Consider the following 20990-nt stretch of genomic DNA (forward strand, 5'->3'; position numbering starts at 1 on the left):
GGAGTGCCCTCCAGCCTACGTGCGGCGGCGCGGGAAGACAGTCAGTTTGGTACCGGGAGGGAGGGGGTGGCCGGGCGCGGGGTGGAGGTAGGAGAGGTGGACCTCTTGGAGGTCGGGCAGGGAGGTCAACGGGGGAAGGGCGATGGGGGCGTCGATCATGCCGTACAGCTGAAGTGTGCGGACGCCGGGGAAGGCGGGGAGGGCGGTGCGCAGCACGTCGGCCAGGTCGGACGCGGGCAGGCGCGGCCAGTTGAGGAGGCTGAGGTGCTTGACCTGGGGCAGCTCGAGACCGGCGGGAATGCGCAGGGCGGTGCTCTCCTCCGCCAGGCCGAAGGAGAGGAACTCCAGCTCGGTGAGGTGGCCCAGTGCCCGCCACTCTTCCTCGGCGAAATCGTCGGTGATGCGCTGCAGTTGCAGCCTTCGCAAGCCGGGCCACGAGGTCACCTGTGTGAACGCGGAGCCGATCGGGTGTCCGAGGGTGAGGTTGACCAACGGGGCGTTCACCGGCAGGGCATCCAGCCCCTCCGGCGGGAGCGGTACGAGGAGCGTCAGGTTCTTGGTGTGGCGCAGGTGAGAGAGCCCGCGCGGGGCAGCCACTTTGGAGCCGTCCGGTCCGCTCACCGCCAGTGTGTGCAGGGGCAGGTCCGCGGCCGGGGCGATGCTCTCGACGGCGGGACAGTCCTGGAGCGTCAGCGATTCCAGTGCGGTGAACCTCCGGAGGAAGGCGAGGCTGCTGATCTCCGGGTTGTTCATCAGGGTCAGATGGGTGATCTGCTCGATGTGCAGTCCGTCGAGGAGCTCACGGTCGGTGAAGGGACCGTTCACCGTCATGCGCGGCCGGCCGCCGAGGGCCTTGAGCGCGTGCAGTTCGCCGTCGGTGACGACGGTAACGGGCGTGTCGGGGGACAGCTGCCGGATGATCTCCTGGGCGTAGCGGTCGGTGTCGAACGCCTCCCAGCGTGTGCCGAGTTGGAGCCGGACGCCCAGCGCAGGGTGGCCGCGGAAGCGCTTGAGGATCTCCAGCGCCGCGTGCGAGCCGATGAGCGAGGCGGTCGCCACCACCTCCTGGGCCTCGTCATCCTCCAGCCCGTCCGGGCCGGGCAGCAGCTCCAGCACAAGCGGTCCCACCCCCGCCAGCAGCTCAGACTCCTCGCGGTTGCGCGGCGGCAGAATCGCCCGCGCCCGCCCGTTGACCTCCTGGCGTACGCGCGGATCGAGTTCCGTGGCGTGCTCCAGGCATGCCATGGCCAGGAGGTGGACGCGCAGGCGGGCGGCGTCGCTCCCGGCGCCGTCGCCGCGGGCGAGCAACCCGCGTAAGAAGTCCGCCCGTTCACGCGGCCGGGCGTGCGCCACCGCCATCCGCAGCACGTCCTCCCACTGGGAGTCCTCCGCATGTGCCACCAGCAGCCCGAAGTCCCCGTCCTCGACCGCCGCCTTCGCCCCCAGGTAGTCCTGGAACGTGCGGTGGACGAACTCGACCGAGCCCGGCGCCGGCTCGCGCAGCAGCCCGCTGCGCAGCAGCAGATGCCGCAGGACGTCCGGCGCCGAGCCCTGCTCCGCCGCCGCCGGAACCGCCGGCAGCGCATCGCCGATGATCCGCTCCGCCCGCTCCCGGTCCAGCTCCGTACGGCCGTTGCGGATGAGCCAGTACGCCAGCCGCTGCAGCAGCTGGATCTGCGGCTCGTCGCTCAGCTCGATGCCCGTGGGGGCGGCCATGTCGCGTTCGCGGTCGCGGCGGGAGAGCAGCATCGCAAGCGCCGCGTCGTACAGCTCCTTGCGGCCGGTGGGCAGATAGCCGCGGCGGTCGCGGTGCAGCGCGCAGATCAGCCCGCACATGAGGGGATTGGTGGCCAGGCGCGCGAGGTCCTGCTTGGTGTGGACGGCGGCCAGCAGGGACTGCTGGTAGGCGTCGAGGCGTTCGCTGTCCTCGGCGTCGCAGCGGGCCGCATCGTGCCAGCGGCCGATGAACGCGGCGACCTCGGTGCCGCGCATGGGGGACAGCGTCAGCTCGCCGAAGCCGTCGGAGGCCAGCCAGTCGTCACGTACGGCGGAGGGGCGGGTGGTGACCAGCCACCGGTTGTCCGGGAACGCGTCGAGCAGATCGCGCAGCCAGCGGCGGGCCTGCTCGCGCTCGCGGTCGGGGATCTCGTCCAGGCCGTCGACGAGGAGGAGCGCCCGCCCGGAGGACAGGACGCGGTCGGCCCAGCCACCGGGCTGCGACCCGGAGACCGGGCAGCCGACGGCGGCGAGGAAGCGGTCCGGGGTGGGCAGCGGCGCGCCGTCGCGGGTGAGAGTGCGCAGCGGGAGGACGAAGGGGATGCGGCCGTAGAGGTGGGGGAGGGGCGCCTGAGCGGGGGCCTTGGTGCAGGAGACGGCCAGCCACTGGACCAGGGTGCTCTTGCCGGAGCCCGCGACGCCGCGCAGCAGGACCCGGTCGCGGCCGGCCAGGGCCTGGTCGGCGGGGACGGGAGCGGACGGGCCGATCGGACGGAGGTCGTCCTCGGCCCAGGGGCCGCCGAGGGGGTTGACCTCGCGCGCGCCCGACGCCGTCGCCTCCAGGCTCATGTACGCCGCGTCCAGCGGCCACCGGTCCGGGGAGTCGGCCAGGTCGATGCCGTAGATGGTGAGCCGGCTGTGCTTGCGCGCCACGTAGGCGAGGTAGCTCCGCTCGAAGGCGGTGTCCGACGCCGACTGCGAGGGGTACCGGGCGAGGAACTCGTCGATCACCGTGATCAGGTCGTCCAGGCTGCGGCTCTGCTGGACCAGGGTGCGGGCCACGAAGGTCGAGCGCCGGCTGAAGAAGTGGACGATGTGCAGGCAGGCGGTGCCGAGCAGGGTGGCGTGCAGCAGCTCGGCGTCCCGGGACAGGCCGCGGACGGCGTGCGGGGCGGCCGCCTCCAGGCGCTCGGCCAGGGCGGTGGAGCCCAGCCGCACGGCCTGTACGTCGTCCATGTCGAGGTCGCCGAGGCCGCGCAGCGTGGTGGCGAGGGCGTCGGCCACGGCCTGCTGCTCGTCCTCGCCGACCGGGCGTTCGCCGGGCCCGGCGGCGCGGACGGCGCGGTCCACCAGCTCCGCGGCGAGGCGGTGCAGGTCCTTGTCGGACAGCGTCCGCTTCTCGCCCTTGAAGGACACCAGCGCGGAGAGCCGTACGGGTGCCGCGGTCAGGCCGGCGCCCGGCCCCTCCTTGACGAACAGCTTCCTGACCAGCGGCGCCACCACGCCGGAGGCGAGCCGGACGCCCACTGCTGACGGGTCCATCGTGCGCTGTGCCCTCCCCCGCGGCCGGTGCCGACGCCGTCGGCCCAGATTAGCGGGAAAAGGTGTGGCGGCGGTCACGGAATTCGGCATTCCGCCGGCTCCCGAAGGGCACGTTCGGCGGCCCCGGGTAACCCACGTCACAAATAGCCGAGTAACCCGGGTCACACGGGAAAGGCATTCGATCTCGCTCGCGCGTGACATGACGCACAGGCGATTTGAGGCCTACTAAAAGAATTAGGGGAAGTGCGGAGCCGGGGTGCGGGGGATTTCGGGCTCCGACGCGGGGGTGGCGGGCGACGAGCGGGGCGAGCGGCGCACCACCCGTGCCATGTAAGGGTAAAAAGCCTGATCAGAGCGGGTATAGCAGGCGCCAAGCGTGTCCGAAATGGACCTGTTTAGAGGGTTTCGTTCGATCGATCATCGGCGGCGCAAGGGCCTGAAGCACACGCTTCCCAATACGGGGCGGCTTAGTAGAAAGCCCCTTTGGCGGGATGGTTCGGGCGGGTTACCAAGGAATGGCGATCCCGGTCCGCAGCCGGGAAACCAAACACATTCCGGAGGGCAAACCCGCATGTCGAAGTTCACCGCCATACGTAATTCGAAGAAGTCCGTCCTGCGTAACCGCGCCGCCGTTGTCGCCGCCGGTATCGGTGTGACCGCCGCGCTCGGCGCCGGTGTCGCTTCCGCCGCCGACGGCGGGCTGCTGGGCCTCACCTCGGGCGTCGGCAAGACCGTCTCCGCCCAGGCCGACGCGCAGGCCAAGGCCGCCGCCGATGCCAAGGCGGCCAAGGTCGCCAAGGCCGCGAAGGCGGCCAAGGCCAAGAAGGACGCCGCCAAGAAGGCGAACGCCTGGAGCAAGCCGGTGGAGAAGTACACCCTCGGCTCGACCTTCGGCCTGGCCGGCAGCCACTGGTCGCACAACCACAGTGGTCAGGACTTCGTCGTGCCGACCGGCACCGCCGTGAAGTCCGTCCACAAGGGCACCGTCGTCAAGGCCGGCCCGTGGGGTGGCGGCGACGGCCCGGCGTACGGCAACGCGATCGTGATCCGTCACGACAACGGCATGTACACCCAGTACGCGCACCTGTCACAGATCAACGTCCAGCCCGGCCAGCGGGTCGGCACCGGCCAGCTGATCGGCCTGTCCGGCAGCACCGGCAACTCCACCGGCCCCCACCTGCACTTCGAGGTCCGTACCGGTCCCAACTACGGGACGGGCATCGAGCCGACCGGATTCCTGCGGGCTCACGGCGCTTCCGTCTGAGCTGAGTCCGGCCGGACTGGCCGGCGGTTCGGCGGGTTTGCCGCCGTGACCAGTTCTGTGGCGACCTCGAGGATGGCCTTGCGCTTCTCCTCGGGGTCGCCTTCGACGTTCTGCATCGCGAACATGCCCGCGTGCATGGAGAACAGCGCCGTGATGCAGCGCACCTGATCCGACAGCTCGGAATCGGGCTCCTTCAGCAGGCCGAAGAGGGTCAGCATCCGCTCCTTGAACCGCTCGCCGATGCTCAGGTCGCGCACCGCGGCCTGGTTCTCCTGCATGAAGCGGAAGAGCGGCTCGGCCGCGCGCAGGGACTCGCTGTAGCGGCGGATCAGCTCGTGCTTGGTCTCCAGGGTGCGCGGCTGCTCCTGGGCCCAGACGATCAGCTCGTCGATCGGGCTGGTCAGGTCCTGGAACAGGCTGATGACGATGTCTTCCTTGGTCTTGAAGTGGTAGTACAGCGCCGCCTTGGTGACTTCCAGCTTCTCGGCGATCTCACGCAGCGAGGTCTTCTCGTAGCCCTGCTCGGAGAACAGCTCCAGAGCGACGTCCTGAATGCGCTGGCGGGTGTTTCCCCTGCGCGCCTGCGGTGTGCTCATGCTGCTCTCCTGCGTCGTCGGTACTGGTCAGAGGGCTGCCCGGGTGGGCGTCAAGGAAACTTACTTGACGCCCGGCTAGTTGCCCGCCTACCTTCATCACTGTAACGAACTAGCCGGGCGGCAAGTAAGTAGGAGTGAAGTAATGGGGAAGTCGCAGGCTGCGACCCCGACGGGGGACAGACAGCAGACCACGGTCGAGGAACGACCCGAGTCCGCGCAGAGCACGGGGGCGGAGAAGCAGCCGGCGAGCGTACGGGTGGTGCTCTTCGCGCTGATGATCGCGATGCTGCTCGCGATGCTGGACAACATGATCGTCGGCACCGCGATGCCGACCATCGTCGGCGAGCTGGGCGGCATGAGCCACCTGTCCTGGGTGGTCACCGCATACACCCTCGCCACCGCCGCCTCGACGCCCATCTGGGGCAAGCTCGGCGACATGTACGGACGCAAGGGCGTCTTCCTCACGTCCATAGCCATCTTCCTGCTCGGCTCGGCGCTCTCCGGCATGGCCCAGGACATGGGCCAGCTCATCGGCTTCCGCGCCGTCCAGGGCCTGGGCGCGGGCGGACTCATGGTCGGCGTCATGGCGATCATCGGCGACCTGATCCCGCCGCGGGAGCGCGGCAAGTACCAGGGCATGATGGCCGGCGTCATGGCCGTCGCGATGATCGGCGGACCGCTGGTCGGCGGCACCATCACCGACCACCTCGGCTGGCGCTGGAGCTTCTACATCAACCTCCCGCTCGGCGCGATCGCCCTGATCATGGTCACCGCGGTGCTGCACCTGCCCAAGAAGCGGTCGCAGACCCGCATCGACTACGTGGGCGCCGCGCTGCTCACCATCGGCATCACCGCGCTGGTACTGATCACCACCTGGGGCGGCACCGAGTACGACTGGCTCTCCACCCAGATCATCGGCCTCGGAGTCCTCGGCGTCCTCGCGCTCCTCGCCTTCGTCCTGGTCGAGCGCAAGGTCAGCGAGCCGGTGCTGCCGCTGCACATCTTCCGCAACGGCAACTTCTCGCTCGTCACGCTCATCGGCTTCCTGGTCGGCTTCGTGATGTTCGGCTCGATGACCTTCCTGCCGCTGTTCCAGCAGACCGTGCAGGGCGCCTCGGCCACCAACTCCGGCCTGCTGCTGCTGCCGATGCTGCTCGCGATGATGGTCGTCTCCCTGTTCGCCGGCCGGGTCACCACCGCCAGCGGCAAGTACAAGGTCTTCGTCGTCGTCGGCGGCGGCCTGATCACCGCCGGCCTGGCGCTGCTGTCCCTGATGGACACCGACACCACCCGCTTCACCTCCGGCGTCTACATGGCGGTGCTCGGCGCCGGCATGGGCTTCCTGATGCAGACCACGATGCTGATCGCCCAGAACAGCGTCGAGATGAAGGACATGGGCGTCGGCTCCTCGTCCGCCACCCTCTTCCGTACGATCGGCGGCTCCTTCGGCGTCGCGATCTTCGGCGCGATCTTCACCCACCAGGTGGAGTCCACGATGATCGAGCGGATCGGCAAGGCCGCCGGCGAGAAGATGACCAGCGGCGGAGCCCAGATGGACCCCAAGGGCCTCGCCCAGCTCCCGCCGATGATCAAGGACGCCTACGCGCACGCGGTCGCCACCGGCACCCACCACGTCTTCCTGTGGGGCGCCGCGGTCAGCGTCATCGGCTTCGCCGCCGCCTGGTTCCTCAAGGAGGTTCCGCTGCGCGGGGGGCCCGCGAAGTAGGTCCACATCCCACGTTTTTGGCTTTCCCGCCGTGGTGGTTTTTCGCCGTTGCTCCCCCACTGCCTTAAGGGCGTGGGAGGTACCCCCAGCGGCGGGCGGTTGTTTGTCGGGTGCGGTGACAGCCCTACGGACTCCGTCCTACGGTCTGTCCCCTCCCGTGGGTGGGTGGAAAGAGCGGTCGGTGGGGGCGGGCCCTGCCCGTCGACTTCCTGCACACGAACGCTGACGTTCACCCCCACCGGTCTCCTCTCCCCCTCCCACGGGAGGGGGCGGACCGCAGGACGGAGTCCGGAGGGGCGCACCCGCTGCCGAAAACGCCCCGCGCAGCGGCACCCAGCCCGCCGCAGGCGCAACGGCGAGGAGCCAGACGAGTGGCCGCAGCAAAGCGCAGCGGAGGGGCTCGCCGCCAGGCGCAACGGCGAGCAACTCCCACGGCGGGCCAGCCGACAACGTGGGAAGCCAGCCAAGCGCAGCGCCTAGCGGTCGGGGAGATTGATCACCGGAAAGCTCCCCGTATTCGTAGGCGCGTTCTCCGGCAGCCACAAGACCGACACGGCGCCCGTCGAACCGTCGACGACCTCATCCGCGTTGCGGAACGTCAGACGCGCGCCCAGCACCCGCGCCTGCCCCGCCGCGATGGTCAGGCCCAGGCCATGGCCACGCCCCGCCCGGTCGCTGCTGCCGGTACGGAAACGACTGGGCCCCTCGCGCAGCAGCGCCTCGGGGAAACCACCGCCGTGGTCCCGCACCCGCACCACCCGGCCCTCGACGGTCACCTCGATCGGCGGCTTGCCGTGCCGGGCGGCGTTGGCGATGAGATTGCCCAGGATCCGCTCCAGACGGCGCGGATCCGTCGTGACCTCCGCGTCCCGTACGACATCGACGGCGATCTCCGGATCCAGCGCCCGCACCCGGCGGGAGACGAACTCGCCGATCATCACGTCCTGCAGCTCCGCGCGCTCCGCGTAACCGTCGAGCCGCGCCACCTCCAGCACGTCCTCCACCAGCGTGCGCAGCGCCTGCGCCCGGTCGCGCACCAGCTCCGAAGGGCGGCCCGGCGGCAGCAGCTCCGCCGCCGTCAGCAGACCCGTGACCGGCGTACGCAGCTCATGCGCGATATCGGCGGTGACCCGGCGCTCGGCCTCGATGCGCTCCTGGAGGGCGTCCGACATCGCGTCCACCGCCCAGGCCAGATCATCGGTCTCGTCGTGCACCCGGCCGCCGCCGACCTCGTCCCGGATACGCACCGAGGTGTCACCGTCGGCCAGCTTGCCCGCCGCCGCGGCCGCCTTGCGCAGCCGACTGGAGAGCCGCCCGCCCACCAGGACGCCCAGCGCACAGCCCCCCACCACGACCGCGGTCGAGCCGATCAGCAGCGCCTGGTCCAGATCGTCCAGGACGGCGAAGCGGTCCGGGAAACGGTCGTGGACCGACAGCACCCGGCCGTTGCTCAGCGGCGAAGCCGCCCACACCTCCGGGGCGGTCTCACCGGTGTCCTGCAGATAGGTCGCCCGCTTGTTCTTGGCGACCTCCGCGCGCAGCGCCGGCGGCAGCGCCGGATCGTCGATCTTCGCGCCGAACTGCAGCCGGTTGGTGGACTCGAAGATCTTCTGCGTGAAGTTCAGCCGCTCGACCTGAACGTCCCGGCTGTTGTCGAGCATGGAATGACGGGCCGCATTGTGTACGACAAGGCTCAGCGCGATCGCGACCAGCGCTCCGACGAGCGCGATCGCGGCACTGAGCTTCCATCTCAGACCCGTCCGCAGGGCCAGCCTGACCACCGGAGGAGTCAGCCTCTCAGCTTGTATCCGAAGCCGCGGACCGTCTCGATCCGGTCCTGGCCGATCTTGCCGCGCAACCGCTGGACGTGCACATCCACGACCCGGGTGTCACCACCCCAGCCGTAGTCCCAGACCCGCTCCAGCAGCCGGTCGCGCGAGAGGACCGTACCCGGAGCGTTGGAGAACTCCAGCAGCAGCCTCATCTCGGTGGGCGTCAGCGCGACGTTCTCGCCGCCCTTGCGCACCTCCATGCCCTCGGTGTCGACCTCCAGATCACCGAACCGCAGCACCGCCTCCGCCGCATCGTCCTCCTCCGCGGCGGCCGGCCGCGCGCCCTCCGGGCCGCTGGCGTGACCGAAGCGGCGCAGCACCGCGCGGATCCGGGCCACCAGCACCGCGCCGTCGAACGGCTTGGTGACGTAGTCGTCGGCGCCCGCCTCCAGCCCGAGCACCACATCGATGGAGTCGGCACGCGCCGACAGCATGATCACCGGAACCGTCGACTCGTCGCGGATCCGGCGGCACAGGCTGACACCGTCGAGGCCCGGCACCATCACATCGAGCAGCGCGATGTCCGGACGGTTGGCGCGGAACGCCTCCAGGCCCGCCAGCCCGTCGGGCATCGCGGTGACCACGAAACCGTCCCGCTCCAGCGCCAGCTGAGTGGCCTCACGAATGACGTCGTCGTCCTCGACGAAGAGCACATGGGTCTCGGCCATGCGGTTGTCTCAACCCTCCGATGCCATGCCGTCGTCCGGCTGCGGGCCGTCGGCAGTGGTCTTGCTGTAGTCGGTGTGGTACTTCGCGAACTCGGTGAAGCGGCCGTCCGCCCAGTGATAGGTCAGCACGTCCTCCCCGGAGGGACAGCACACCTTGTCGCCGGCCTCATAGGTCTGCTTGGAGATCTCCAGCTCGCCCTTGTTGACCCCGGCGGAGACCGACGGCTGCTCGTTCGCATACACGTTGTCATACCCGCTCTTCGCCCCGCTGTTCCTGCGGTACACGTAAGAGCCGATACCCACCGAATCCGCGCAGGTCATGACGTTGACGATGACATCGGGAGACTTACCGCCGGTCAGTGACGCATACGTCACCTCGACCGGATACTCATCGGCGGCACACGGCTTGTACAGGGACTTCTTCACATCCGCGCCGACCTTCGGGTCGTCCCTCATCAGCGCGACGGCGTCGACCTTCTTGAAGCCGGCGGACGAGGTCGGACTGGGCGCACTGCTCACCGCACCCCTCGGCGCGGGCGTATGGCCGGCCGCCCCCTCACTGCGGACGCCCTCGCCCCCCGGATTGCACCCGGCCAGCAAAAGGCCGACGGCGGCCACCCCTGCCGTGGCCGCGCCGCCGCCTCTGGTCAACCCCAACCTGGTCAACCTGTTCCTGGACAAACCGCTCCCGCTCACCGCGCTGCTCGCACAGCCGCCGCTCCCGCTGCTGTTCCTGATGTGATTGTCGCGCGTGGAGTCGTGAACCGTACGGCCCCTGCGGGGGTGACGGCCCTCTCATGCCAGGCCGCCGCACATAATGCCGCGCTGTTCGTCGTCGCGCCGATCGTCGTCGTCCCGCTCCGTGCCGGATGCCGTGAGCCGACCGTCAGGCCGCGCACCGCTCCCGCTCCTGCTCGCCGCGCTCCAGCATCCGCGCGTCGATGTCCCGCATCTGCAGCTCCTGCCGCAGTCGGGCCAGCGCACGGTGCAGCGTGCTCTTCACCGTACCCGTCGACATGCCGAGCGCGGCAGCGGTCTCCTCCGTGCTCATCTGCTCCCAGTGCCGCAGCACCACGACGCTGCGCTGCTTGGGAGCCAGCACCCCGAGGATGTCCATCAGCAGGGCACGGTCGGCGCGCTGCTCGGTGCCGTCGTCCACGCTCGCGTCCGGGAGCTGCTCGGTGGGCACCTCCTCCAGCTTGCGCGCCCGCCACCACTCCGTCCGCGTGTTGATCATGACGCGGCGCAGGTAGGCGTCGGCCAGCGACTTGTCCGCGATGCCGTCCCAGCGGCCGTAGGTGCGCACCAGTGCCGTCTGCAGCAGATCCTGCGCGTCGACCGGATCGGGCACCAGGCGCCGGGCGCTGCGCAGCAGAGCCTCCTGCCGGGTACGAACGTACTCTTCGAAGTCCAGTACCTTGCCGCCGCTGGTCGCCATGTCGACGCCTCCGATCCGCATTGCGATTCCCCACGTTGTCCGCGCCGGTGGTCGTCGTTTCCAGCGCGAGGAAGACGCTACGGAGGGGGTGTTGCGGCGTAGTGTGCGTCGGGCCCACAGCGAATGCACGGAAAACCCTCGGTTGTGTAACAGCGCTCCAGGGGTCATACCTCGGGCGGACGGCGGGGCTACGCGCGTCATACTCCGGACGGACAAGCACCCCCACCACAAGGCCTACGAGGCACATCGAGGCGGGTGCCGGGCCCCGCAGGCCCTTTCCGTCCGACGCGGATCGCGCCTCGGCCACCACGTCCCGCTGACAGAACGTCAGGGCGCTGCGGCTAGCGCGGCAGCCGCAGCCGGCGCGGGGGCCGCGGCGAGCGGCCCTGGGGCAGCCCCGCCTCTGCCGCCGGGCCGGGCCATACGCACCTACTGGCCCATACGTACTTGCTGGCCCATACGACCTACTGGCCCATACGACCTACTGGCCCATACGACCTACTGGCCCATACGTACCTACTGGGTCATGCGTGCCTACTGGGCCATCCGCACCGGGCCACCCACCGTATGTGACAGCGCGCGATGACGGCCGGGATATGACGGCTGGGGCGACATGGCCGTTACGTGACGACCGGGACGGCATGGCCGGGGCGTCATGGCCGTTACGTGACGGGCGCGGCATGACGGCCGGGGGGGGGGAGATGGCCGTCACCTGATGGCTGTTACGTGATGGCCGTTACGCGATGGCCGGGGCGGGATGGCTGCGGCCCACCGCCCGGCTGCGCGGCCGTCCGGCCGTCCGGTATCGCGGCCGCCCGCCGCCCTCCATATCGCGGCCGCGACATGGAGGGCGGCGGGCCGTATATCGGCCACGACATGCAGGGCAGCGGGCCGTCGTATGACGGTCGCGCGCGCTACGACAGAGGCAGCCGGTACCGGCCGCCGCCCAGCGGCTCCACCAGACCGTCCGACACCAGACCGTCCAGCGCCCGGGCCCGCTGCACCGGCTCGTCCCACACCGCGTCCAGCACCTGCTGCGGCACCGGCGTCACCGCCTCGCGCAGCACGGCGAGCAGCTTGCCGCGCACCTGCCGGTCGGTACCCGCGTACGTCTGCGTCCGCCGCGGCGGACCGTCGTGCGCCGGGGAGCCCGCCAGCCGCCAGGCGCACTGGGCCGCGATCGGGCAGCGGTGACACTCCGGCGTGCGCGCCGTGCACAACAGCGCGCCCAGCTCCATCGTGGCGGCCGCCCAGCGTGCCGCCAGCCGCTCGTCGTCGGGCAGCAGCTGACGGGCGAGCTTGCGCTCCGCGGCGGTGGTGGCGTTCGGCGGGTACTGCCGGCCGGCCACCGCGCGGGCGAACACCCGGCGCACATTGGTGTCCAGCACGGCGTGCCGCTGCCCGTACGCGAAGGACGCCACCGCCGCGGCGGTGTACTCGCCGACGCCGGGCAGCGCCAGCAACTGGCTGTGCTCGCGCGGCACATCACCGCCATGCCGCTCCTGTATGGCGGACGCGGCGGCGTGCAGGCGCAGCGCGCGCCGCGGATAGCCCAGCCGGCCCCAGGCCCGAACCGCCTCACCCGGCGCCTCGGCGGCCAGGTCGGCGGGGCGCGGCCAGCGGGCCAGCCACTGCTCGTACACCGGCAGCACTCTGCTGACCGGGGTCTGCTGCAGCATGAACTCGCTCACCATCACGCCCCAGGCGCCCGCCTCGGGGCGGCGCCAGGGCAGATCGCGGGCATGCTCGTCGAACCAGTCGGTGACCGGGGTGTGCAGCGCGGTCCCGTCTGCGGCCCCCGCGGCCGGGGCGGCGGCGGAGGCGGTCTCGGCGGCGGCGGTCGTGGCAGTGGAGGTGACAGGCGTCGAAGTCATGGCACTGCCGATCCTGGCACGTCCGCGCGCACCCGGGAAACGCGCCGGGCCCGCCCCGCCGCACGCCCACCCGCACGCAGGACGACTACATACGCACGGGTGGCGGCTACCGGCGGTACGCGCCGAGCCGACGACGGCCCGGCGGAAGGCCGACGCCGGGCTGACGACGAGCCGACGACGAGCCGACGACGGGCACGCGGAAGGTCGATCACGAGCCGATGAGCACCAGGCTTGAGATGGGCGGACTGAGGAAGGATCAAGCTTGAGACGGGTGAACCGAGGAGTCTCGGATGAACGAGGAGTCTCGGAGCCGCCCCGACCTCTGACTACAATCCGAGGGAACTGATTACTCTCCGTAATCGTTGCTTGAATAATGGAGGCGGCGAGCGAGCGAGGATGCGGGCGCGTGACGGAGCGAGGATGCGCGCGCAGGGCGGAGCAGGGGTGCGGGCGCACGGCGGAGAGTGGAGCGGACACGGCATGAGCGATACGGAAACCGGCGGCGGTGGAGCAGCCGGCGGCGGTACGAAAGCCACCGGCGGCGCGGCGGGTACGGGCCGCGAGGCGGAGGCGGCCGACGCGGGCGAACCCGGCGGCGCGGCGGACGCGGGTGCAATGGGCGGAGCTGCGGCCTGCCCCGTGGCGATCCGGCAGGCGCTGGCCACGCATACGACGATGACGCTGGCGTACGTGGACGAGGACGGACCGCAGGCCTGCGCGGTGCTGTACGCGACCGAAGCGCCGGACGCGCCCAACTCGGCCGGCTCCGGCTACGGCGATGGCGCCGTAGCCGGACCTGGAGTCGTAGCCGACGAAGGGGGTGATGCCGGAGCCGGTGATGATGCTGGCGCCGGTGCCGGTCCTGGCGATGCCCCCGGAACGGTCCTGACGGCCGGTCCCTCCTCCGACCCCGTGCTGTACTTCGTCACCGCGACCACGACCCGGCACGGCCGGGCTCTCGCCGAGCCCGGTGCCCGGGTCGCGTTCACCGCGCAGCGGGACGGCCAGGAGTGGAGCGGGCTGACGGGGCTGCAGGGCCGGGGCCACTGCCGTCCCCTGACCGGCGCCGAGCGGGCGGCCGGCTGGCGGATCTACACCGAGCGCTTCCCCTTCGTCGAGGCGAGCGACCGGCTCCGCGCCGCGCTTGAGCGCACCACCCTGTGGGAGTTGCGCCCCGACTGGCTGCGACTGATCGACAACGGGCAGGGCTTCGGCCACAAGGAGGAGTGGCGGCGACCGGATGCCCCGTAGTTCCCGTCGCCTGTGCGGCGGCCCACGCGGCCCCATGGCGCCCACGCGCCCGTGGCGCCCCGTTGCGTCCGTAGTTCCTACGCCAGCGCCCCGTAGTTCCTAAGCCTCGACCAGGACCCGCCACCGGCCCGCCCGCATCCGCAGGATCAGGTCGGTCGCCGGGGAGCCGAGGAGTGCCGCGCCGAGTGCCGCCACCGCCGCGCCCAGGGCCAGGCCGGCGGCCACGTCGTGCGGGTAGTGGACGCCGACGAACACGCGGGAGAAGCCGGTGAGCAGGGCGATCGGCAGCGCCGCCCAGGCGGCGGCCCGCCAGGCGATGGCGATGCCGACCGCCAGCGCCGCGGCGATCGTCGAGTGGTTGCTGGGGAAGGACCAGTCCCCCTCGGGCGGACAGGGCACGATCGAGGCGGCCGCGCCCGCCACCGCCCGGCACGGGCGCTCCTCGTCCACCAGGCTCTTGACGAGTTCGCTCAGCAGGTACGCGACCGCGGTGGCTATCGGCACCAGCGCCGCGAGCGCGACGCTTCGCGCCGTGCCGCTGCGGGACCGCCACCACCCCAGGACCGCCACCGCCATCAGGAGCAGCAACCCGCCCTCGGTGCCGATGTCGGCGAGGGTGCGGAGCCAGTTGGGCGCGTCGTGCGCCAGGTCGGTGAGATCGCGGTAGAGGTCGATGCTGTTCATGATCATTAACGGTACGGCCGTGGCGTCCGTGGTGCGGCGTACGAACGTCGGGAGGGGGCAACCGGCGACGGGAGGGGAGGAGGGAGAGGAGGCGACCGGCGACGGAGGAGGTGACCGGCGACGGAGGAGGTGACCGGCGACGGAGGAGGTGACCGGCGGCGGGAGGGGGTAACCGGCGGCGGGAGGGGGTAACCGGCGAAAGTAAGGTCGGAAGGAGCAGACCTCGCCTAACGGGGCATCAGGCCCGTTACGGCGGTAAACGCGGCCGGCGGGCCGACTCCGGGCCGATAATGGGAAAAGTTGCAGCCGGATGCGGCGGGTAGTGGCCGGTGTGGCTACGGATCTCTCGTAGAGTTTCCGCGTGGGATCACTGCGCAATCCGATCGGGCCGCTTCCCTCCTCCATCTACTGGCGGCGGAGGGCTGTTGCGCTGGCCATCGTCGTCCTGCTCACCGTTCTGGTCGTCTGGGCCCTCAATCTGGGTGGCGGCGGCGGTGCGAACAGCGATGAGGGCAAGGGCGGTTCGCACGGCAAGGGCCCCGCGACGTCCATCACGCCCGGCCCCTCCTCCACCGGCCCGGCGATCACTCAAAAGCCGGGCGGGCGCGACGAGTCGGGCGGCGGCGGGGAGTCGGGCTCGGACTCCGGCGCCGGCGGCGGTTCGGGGGCTTCCGACGGCGACAGCGGTGGTGCCGGTGGCGGCTCCGGCTCGGGCGGTTCCGGTTCGGGATCCGGCAGCGGTCCGATCGGTCAGGGCTCCGGAAGCGCGGTACCGGCCGGTTCGTCCCTCCCCAACTGCACATCGCCCAAGGTGGAGTTGACCCTCCGTAGCGTCAAGGACTCCTACGCTCCCGGCAAGCGGCCGGCGTTCGAGCTGACGGTCAAGAACACGGCCGGTGCGGCCTGCAAGGTGGACCTCGGGCAGAAGGCCGCGGTGGTCACCATCACCGACACCGCCGGAGACGACCCGGTGTGGGCCTCGAACGACTGCCCGTCGGGCACCGCCCCCGCGCTGCTGAAGGTGCCGGGCGAGGGCTCCGTGAAGCGCACCCTCGGGTGGGACCGTCACGCCAGCGCCCCGCGGTGCGCGACGCCGAGTTCGGCGACGGTGCCGGCCGGCAAGTACCTGATCGAGGCGAAGGTCCCGGGCCTGAAGGCGGCCCGTACGTCGTTCGTGCTGGATGAGGACTGACGTACGTACCGGGACGGGACAGCCGTACGGGCCGAGGCCGAGGCTGAGCCTGAGGTGAGGCTGAGGCATCGGTGCGGGAAGGCCGCTGCGGTTGAGGGCCGGTGCAACCGAGTTGAGGGGTGACGCACGCCCGTGGTGAACGCGGCTGACGCCCGTTTCGGAGGCGACTGACGCCCGCGGCGAACGTGGCTGACGCCCGTGTTCGCAGGTGGCTGACGCCCGTGTCGTCGGCGGCGGCTGACGCCCGTGGCGAGGGCCGTCCTTCGTGCGGAGGCTGATCGCTCTGGGCGATTCCGCTGAGAGCGTGCGGTGCTGGTCTCGTCCGCGGGCCTCCGGCACAGTCGCCGTCATGAGACTACTGATGCTGGGCGGAACGGAGTTCGTGGGCCGAGCGGTCACCGAGGCGGCGCTGGCGCGGGGTTGGCAGGTGACGGTCTTCCATCGTGGGACCCACGCGCCGCCGGAGGGCGTGACCGCGCTGCACGGCGACCGCACGGACCCGGCGGGGCTCGCGGCGCTGGAAGAGGGCGAATGGGACGCCGTCGTCGATACGTGGAGCGGCGCGCCCGTGGCCGTACGGGACGCGGCGCGTCTGCTGGCCGGCCGGGCCCGGAACTACGTCTACGTCTCCAGCCGGTCCGTGTACGCCTACCCGGCGGCGTACGGCCTCGGCGAGGACGGCCCGGTGGTGGCCGGGTCCGCCGACGCGACGGACTCCGACGACTACGCGACGGCCAAGCGGGGCGCCGAACTGGCCGCGCTCGACGCCTTCGGGGACCGGGCGCTGCTGGTCCGCGCGGGCCTGATCCTCGGGCCGTACGAGAACATCGGGCGGCTGCCGTGGTGGCTGGGCCGGATCGCCCGCGGGGGCGCGGTGCTGGCGCCCGGTCCGCGGGAGACGGCCCTTCAGTACGTGGACGTCCGCGACCTCGCCGAGTGGACCCTCGACGCCGTGCAGTCCGGTCTCGGCGGGGCGTACAACCTGGTGAGCGAGGTCGGGCACGCCACCATGGGCGAGCTGCTGGAGAGCTGTGTGAAGGTCACCGGCTCGGACGCGGAGCTGCGCTGGACCGCCCCCGAGGACGTGCTCGCCGCCGGTATCGAACCGTGGTCCGAGTTGCCGGTCTGGCTGCCGCCGGGCGAGCTGTACGACGCGATGTACGGCGCGGATGTCTCCAGGGCGCTGGCGACGGGGCTGCGTTGCCGCCCGGTCGGCGAGACGGTGGCGGACACCTGGTCCTGGCTGCGCTCCATCGGTGGGACGGCGCCGCAGCGTCCGGACCGGCCGGCGGTGGGGCTGGCGGAGGAGAAGGAGGCGGCGGCCCTGCGGTAGGCGCAGGCGGTGGTCGCTCAGGGCGGGCGGCCGCGCGGCCTGTTCGCCGCGGCGCGGGTCCGTGACGCGGAAAGTCCGCTGCCCCCGTGTGACGCACGGGGGCAGCGGACGTTCTCGGCTCATGTCCAGGGCGACGCAACGCCGTCGGTGGTCAGCCGATGGGGTTGACGAAGGTGCCCGGGTGGGTGGCGCCGCGCTGGTCGACGAGGGTGCCCCAGGGCCACTTGATGGTGATCGACCGGGTCTCGTTGGGCGGGGTGATGTCCGCGAAGGCGGGCTGGTAGAAGCCCTTGTCTTCCTTGGTCATGAGGACGTTGATCGTGAAGTCGGTGCTGTCCCCGGGCCCCAGGGTGATCGAGCCGTGCTTGGCGGACGAGCGGGCCAGCGACCAGCGCTCGCCGCCGTTCTCGGACTTGAGGTCCACGCCCGCGAAGCCGCCGATCGTGCAGGTGCGGCTGCCCTTGTTGGTCAGTACGACGCTGGCGGTCGTCGCGCCGGGCGCGTCGGGGTCCGGGATCGCGTCGCCGCCCGTGGCGAACGCCGCCTTCAGGCCGGAGGTGTGGCACCGCTCGACGCCCGAGCCCGCCTTGCCGCCGCCGGTGGCGTGCGCGCCGCCCGACTGCTTGCCCGTAGCGCCCGGCTTGGTGCCGGCCTTGGCGTCGGCCTTGGGGCCGGGGCTCGCCTGGGCATCGGAGCCCTGCGCTCCGGCGGAGGAGCCCGCGCCGCCGGACTCGGCGGGGGCCGAGCTCGCGTCCGTCCGGGCCGCGGGCTTCGTGCCGCCGGTGTCCGAGCCGGAGCAGGCGGTCAGCGTAAGGCCGGCGACTGCGGTCAGGGCTGCGGCGGCGATGCGAAGGGTGCGGCGACGAGCGGTGCGGACAGTGGTGCTGGAGCTCATTTCAGGTCCCCCGGGGCGGTCGGTGTCGTGGTTTCCTCGGTACGTCACCCACTCTGCTCGGGGTCGCTATCGCAAGGATGCCGCCCCGCTAACGTCCGGCTAACACGGCTGTGAGCAGGGGAAGGACGCCGAGGAGAGCCCGAAGAACCAGGCCGCGCCGCCTAGTTGGGACGCTCGGGTCAGACCGACCGCTCCGGTCAGACGTACCGCTCCAAGATCGACGACTCCGCCAGGCGGGACAGGCCCTCGCGTACCGAGCGGGCGCGGGCCTCGCCCACTCCGTCGACGGTCTGGAGGTCGTCGACGCTGGCCGCGAGCAGCTTCTGCAGGCCGCCGAAGTGGTCGACGAGGCGGTCGATGACCGTGCCGGGGAGGCGGGGGACCTTCGCCAGCAGGCGGAAGCCGCGCGGGGAGACGGCGGAGTCCAGGGTCTCGGGGGCGCCGCTGTAGCCCAGCGCGCGGGCCACGATGGGGAGTTCGAGCAGCTCGGTGTGGGTCAGGGAGTCGAGCTCGGAGAGCGCTTCGGCGACCGTGCGGGAGCGCTTGGCGGTGGGTTCGGGAACGTAGTCGCGGACGACCAGTTCGCGCTCGGGCTCCACGCCGGCGATCAGCTCTTCGAGCTGGAGGGTGAGGAGCCGGCCGTCCGTGCCGAGCTCGACGACGTACTCGGCGATCTCGGTGGCGATCCGGCGGACCATCTCCAGGCGCTGGGCGACCGCGGTGACGTCGCGGACCGTGACCAGGTCCTCGATCTCGAGTGCGGACAGGGTGCCGGCGACCTCGTCCAGGCGGAGCTTGTAGCGCTCCAGGGTGGCCAGGGCCTGGTTGGCGCGCGAGAGGATCGCGGCGGACTCCTCCAGGACGCGGCGCTCGCCGTCCACGTACAGGGCGATCAGGCGCATGGACTGGCTGACCGAGACGACGGGGAAGCCGGCCTGGATCGAGACGCGCTGGGCCGTGCGGTGGCGGGTGCCGGTCTCCTCGGTGGGGATGGAGGCGTCGGGGACCAGCTGGACGCCGGCACGCAGGATCTTGGTGATGTCCTTGTCGAGGACCAGGGCGCCGTCGAGCTTGCACAGCTCGCGCAGGCGGGTGGCGGTGAACTCGACGTCGAGGACGAAGCCGCCGGTGCACATGGTCTCGACGGTCTTGTCGAAGCCGAGGACGATCAGCCCGCCGGTATTGCCGCGGAGGATGCGCTCCAGGCCGTCGCGCAGTGCGGTACCGGGCGCGACGGCGCTCAGCGAGGCGCGCATCAGGCTCTCGGTGCCGGGGTTCCCACCGGACCTGCCGGGAGTCGATGCCCGGTCGTTGGCTGCCACTGCACTCCTCCGTCACACGGTCTGTCGGTCCGCAGGCCGCTCGCCCCATTGCTGCGGTTGACGTACCAGCGGAGCGTACGTGGCCGGCAGGCAATTCTGCGGTGACGGGCGAGACCAGGGCAAAGTCTACCGGCGTGCGCCCTCTTCCTGTGGGGCCTCCCGGCGTACCCGCTTGGGCAGGACGCTCAGGGCCTGTCCGACGTCGGCGACCTCCAGGACCCGCATCCCGTCGGGGATCTTGCCGGGGTCGGCCGGGACCAGGGCGTGGGTGAAGCCGAGCCGGGCCGCCTCGGAGAGCCGGCGCTGGACGCCGGTGACGCGTCTGACCTCGCCGGCGAGGCCCACCTCGCCGATGGCGACCAGGTTCTTGGGCAGGGGGGTGTCGCTGGCGGCGCTGGCGAGTGCCAGGGCGACGGCGAGGTCGGCGGCGGGCTCGGTGAGCTTCACGCCGCCGACCGTCGCGCTGTAGATGTCGCGTTTGCCCAGGGCGCTGATCCGGCCGCGCTGCTCCAGGACGGCCAGCATCATCGAGACCCGGGAGGTCTCCAGGCCGGAGGTGGTGCGCCGGGGCGAGGGGATCTGGGAGTCGACGGTCAGCGCCTGGACCTCGGCGACCAGCGGGCGGCGGCCCTCCAGGGTGACCGTCAGGCAGGTGCCGGGCACCGGCTCGGCCCGGCGGGTCAGGAACAGGCCCGAGGGGTCGGCGAGGCCGGTGATCCCTTCGTCGTGCAGCTCGAAGCAGCCGACTTCGTCGGTGGTGCCGTAGCGGTTCTTGACGCCGCGCACGAGGCGGAGGCGGGCGTGCCGGTCGCCTTCGAAGTGCAGGACGACGTCGACGAGGTGTTCCAGGAGGCGGGGGCCGGCGATGGCGCCGTCCTTGGTGACGTGGCCCACCAGGAGCGTGGACATGCCGCGTTCCTTGGAGGCGCGGATCAGGGCGCCGGCGACCTCGCGGACCTGGGCCATACCGCCGGGCGCGCCGTCGATCTCCGGGGAGGCGACGGTCTGGACGGAGTCGAGGATGAGGAGGGAGGGCTTGACGGTGTCGAGGTGGCCGAGGACGGCGGAGAGGTCGGTCTCGGCGGCCAGGTAGAGGTGGTCGTTGATGGCGCCGATGCGGTCGGCGCGCAGCCGTACCTGGCTCGCGGACTCCTCGCCGGTCACGTAGAGCGTGCGGTGGGCGTCGGAGGCGGCCTTGGCGGCGGCGTCCAGGAGGAGGGTGGACTTGCCGACGCCCGGTTCGCCGGCCAGCAGCACGACGGCGCCGGGGACCAGGCCGCCGCCCAGCACCCGGTCCAGCTCGTCCACGCCGGTGGAGCGGGCGGCGGCCTGCTTGCCGTCGACCTGGCCGATGGGCAGCGCGGCCGTCGTGACGCGGCCGGGCGCGGTGGTGCGCACCGCGGGGGTGCCGCCGAACTCCTCGACGGTGCCCCACGCCTGGCACTCGGGGCAGCGGCCGAGCCACTTGGCGGTGGTCCAGCCGCATTCGGTGCAGCGGTAGGAGGGGCGCTCCTTGCCCGACGTTTTACGCGTTGCCATGGGGTCACCGTAGCGGCGGGGTCTGACAACGCCCTCCGCCGAGTCCTCGGGGAGCGGGTCCCGGCGGTTCCGCCGCGTCGCCGTCCGGTTGCGCCGAGCGGGTGGCGCGCGCCGAGCG

The 20990-nt window shown here is 71.5% G+C and carries 16 protein-coding genes; 5 read left to right on the top strand and 11 right to left on the bottom strand.

The genetic code is table 11. The features are described from left to right. Window positions 1–15: 15 nt before the first annotated feature. Window positions 16–3258 carry an NACHT domain-containing protein gene (locus ACFWZH_RS11420; protein WP_384428111.1) on the bottom strand — a complete coding sequence of 1081 codons (3243 nt, stop codon included), beginning with the start codon at window positions 3256–3258 and terminating at the stop codon, window positions 16–18. Window positions 3259–3829: 571 nt separating this feature from the next. Here ACFWZH_RS11420 and ACFWZH_RS11425 point away from each other — a divergent pair. Then, window positions 3830–4522, top strand: coding sequence for a M23 family metallopeptidase (locus ACFWZH_RS11425; RefSeq protein ID WP_384428113.1), 693 nt, complete (start codon window positions 3830–3832; stop codon window positions 4520–4522). On the opposite strand, the gene ACFWZH_RS11430 is transcribed toward ACFWZH_RS11425, so the two are convergent. Then, the gene (locus tag ACFWZH_RS11430) at window positions 4504–5118 is read right to left on the bottom strand and encodes a TetR/AcrR family transcriptional regulator (protein WP_384428115.1); all 615 of its coding nucleotides are present in this window, start codon (window positions 5116–5118) and stop codon (window positions 4504–4506) included. The two genes, ACFWZH_RS11425 and ACFWZH_RS11430, sit on opposite strands and share 19 nt — an antisense overlap. A 142-nt stretch (window positions 5119–5260) precedes the next feature. On the opposite strand from ACFWZH_RS11430, the gene ACFWZH_RS11435 reads away from it, so the two are divergent. Further along, window positions 5261–6844, top strand: a complete 1584-nt coding sequence (locus ACFWZH_RS11435; RefSeq protein ID WP_384428117.1) for an MDR family MFS transporter — start codon at window positions 5261–5263, stop codon at window positions 6842–6844. Between the two features lie 476 nt (window positions 6845–7320). Here the strand turns inward: ACFWZH_RS11435 and cseC are convergent, their stop codons facing one another. The 5 genes from cseC to ACFWZH_RS11460 form a co-directional block, all read right to left on the bottom strand. Further along, window positions 7321–8625 (bottom strand): two-component system sensor histidine kinase CseC, encoded by a 1305-nt coding sequence (gene cseC, locus ACFWZH_RS11440; RefSeq protein WP_384428119.1) that lies wholly within the window; start codon window positions 8623–8625, stop codon window positions 7321–7323. A gap of 8 nt (window positions 8626–8633) precedes the next feature. After that, entirely contained in the window at window positions 8634–9344 is a 711-nt protein-coding gene (gene cseB / locus ACFWZH_RS11445; protein ID WP_384428121.1) for a two-component system response regulator CseB, read from the bottom strand. Between the two features lie 9 nt (window positions 9345–9353). Then, entirely contained in the window at window positions 9354–9962 is a 609-nt protein-coding gene (locus ACFWZH_RS11450; RefSeq protein ID WP_384428123.1) for a hypothetical protein, read from the bottom strand. Between the two features lie 268 nt (window positions 9963–10230). Next, window positions 10231–10803 carry a SigE family RNA polymerase sigma factor gene (locus ACFWZH_RS11455; RefSeq protein WP_384428124.1) on the bottom strand — a complete coding sequence of 191 codons (573 nt, stop codon included), beginning with the start codon at window positions 10801–10803 and terminating at the stop codon, window positions 10231–10233. Between the two features lie 893 nt (window positions 10804–11696). Continuing rightward, window positions 11697–12656, bottom strand: coding sequence for an A/G-specific adenine glycosylase (locus tag ACFWZH_RS11460; RefSeq protein WP_384428126.1), 960 nt, complete (start codon window positions 12654–12656; stop codon window positions 11697–11699). Between the two features lie 480 nt (window positions 12657–13136). Here ACFWZH_RS11460 and ACFWZH_RS11465 point away from each other — a divergent pair, with 480 nt between their 5' ends. Continuing rightward, the gene (locus tag ACFWZH_RS11465; protein ID WP_384428128.1) at window positions 13137–13907 is read left to right on the top strand and encodes a hypothetical protein; all 771 of its coding nucleotides are present in this window, start codon (window positions 13137–13139) and stop codon (window positions 13905–13907) included. A gap of 99 nt (window positions 13908–14006) precedes the next feature. Here the strand turns inward: ACFWZH_RS11465 and ACFWZH_RS11470 are convergent, their stop codons facing one another. Next, entirely contained in the window at window positions 14007–14591 is a 585-nt protein-coding gene (locus tag ACFWZH_RS11470; RefSeq protein WP_384428130.1) for a phosphatase PAP2 family protein, read from the bottom strand. A 361-nt stretch (window positions 14592–14952) separates the two neighbouring features. Between ACFWZH_RS11470 and ACFWZH_RS11475 the strand changes: the two genes are divergently transcribed. Further along, entirely contained in the window at window positions 14953–15783 is an 831-nt protein-coding gene (locus ACFWZH_RS11475; protein WP_384428132.1) for a hypothetical protein, read from the top strand. A 349-nt stretch (window positions 15784–16132) separates the two neighbouring features. Next, window positions 16133–17116, top strand: coding sequence for an NAD-dependent epimerase/dehydratase family protein (locus ACFWZH_RS11480; protein WP_384428134.1), 984 nt, complete (start codon window positions 16133–16135; stop codon window positions 17114–17116). A 151-nt stretch (window positions 17117–17267) separates the two neighbouring features. Here the strand turns inward: ACFWZH_RS11480 and ACFWZH_RS11485 are convergent, their stop codons facing one another. From ACFWZH_RS11485 to radA, 3 genes are all read right to left on the bottom strand, one after another. Continuing rightward, complete coding sequence (locus tag ACFWZH_RS11485) at window positions 17268–18011, bottom strand: DUF4232 domain-containing protein (RefSeq protein ID WP_384428136.1); 744 nt, start codon at window positions 18009–18011, stop codon at window positions 17268–17270. Between the two features lie 197 nt (window positions 18012–18208). Continuing rightward, the gene (disA, locus tag ACFWZH_RS11490) at window positions 18209–19333 is read right to left on the bottom strand and encodes a DNA integrity scanning diadenylate cyclase DisA (protein ID WP_384428138.1); all 1125 of its coding nucleotides are present in this window, start codon (window positions 19331–19333) and stop codon (window positions 18209–18211) included. Between the two features lie 126 nt (window positions 19334–19459). Further along, complete coding sequence (gene radA / locus ACFWZH_RS11495; RefSeq protein ID WP_384428140.1) at window positions 19460–20872, bottom strand: DNA repair protein RadA; 1413 nt, start codon at window positions 20870–20872, stop codon at window positions 19460–19462. Window positions 20873–20990: the final 118 nt, after the last annotated feature.

The organism is Streptomyces sp. NPDC059008, assembly GCF_042749045.1.
Taxonomy (GTDB): Bacteria; Actinomycetota; Actinomycetes; order Streptomycetales; family Streptomycetaceae; genus Streptomyces.

What these genes read in the sequence shown, in the direction of transcription:
- ACFWZH_RS11460 (WP_384428126.1), bottom strand. Translation starts at nt 12,656, where the DNA reads ATGACTTCGACGCCTGTCACCTCCACTGCCACGACCGCCGCCGCCGAG.
- ACFWZH_RS11425 (WP_384428113.1), top strand. Translation starts at nt 3,830, where the DNA reads ATGTCGAAGTTCACCGCCATACGTAATTCGAAGAAGTCCGTCCTGCGT.
- cseB (WP_384428121.1), bottom strand. Translation starts at nt 9,344, where the DNA reads ATGGCCGAGACCCATGTGCTCTTCGTCGAGGACGACGACGTCATTCGT.
- radA (WP_384428140.1), bottom strand. Translation starts at nt 20,872, where the DNA reads ATGGCAACGCGTAAAACGTCGGGCAAGGAGCGCCCCTCCTACCGCTGC.
- ACFWZH_RS11430 (WP_384428115.1), bottom strand. Translation starts at nt 5,118, where the DNA reads ATGAGCACACCGCAGGCGCGCAGGGGAAACACCCGCCAGCGCATTCAG.
- ACFWZH_RS11420 (WP_384428111.1), bottom strand. Translation starts at nt 3,258, where the DNA reads ATGGACCCGTCAGCAGTGGGCGTCCGGCTCGCCTCCGGCGTGGTGGCG.
- ACFWZH_RS11470 (WP_384428130.1), bottom strand. Translation starts at nt 14,591, where the DNA reads ATGAACAGCATCGACCTCTACCGCGATCTCACCGACCTGGCGCACGAC.
- ACFWZH_RS11455 (WP_384428124.1), bottom strand. Translation starts at nt 10,803, where the DNA reads ATGCGGATCGGAGGCGTCGACATGGCGACCAGCGGCGGCAAGGTACTG.
- ACFWZH_RS11485 (WP_384428136.1), bottom strand. Translation starts at nt 18,011, where the DNA reads ATGAGCTCCAGCACCACTGTCCGCACCGCTCGTCGCCGCACCCTTCGC.
- ACFWZH_RS11435 (WP_384428117.1), top strand. Translation starts at nt 5,261, where the DNA reads ATGGGGAAGTCGCAGGCTGCGACCCCGACGGGGGACAGACAGCAGACC.
- ACFWZH_RS11465 (WP_384428128.1), top strand. Translation starts at nt 13,137, where the DNA reads ATGAGCGATACGGAAACCGGCGGCGGTGGAGCAGCCGGCGGCGGTACG.
- ACFWZH_RS11480 (WP_384428134.1), top strand. Translation starts at nt 16,133, where the DNA reads ATGAGACTACTGATGCTGGGCGGAACGGAGTTCGTGGGCCGAGCGGTC.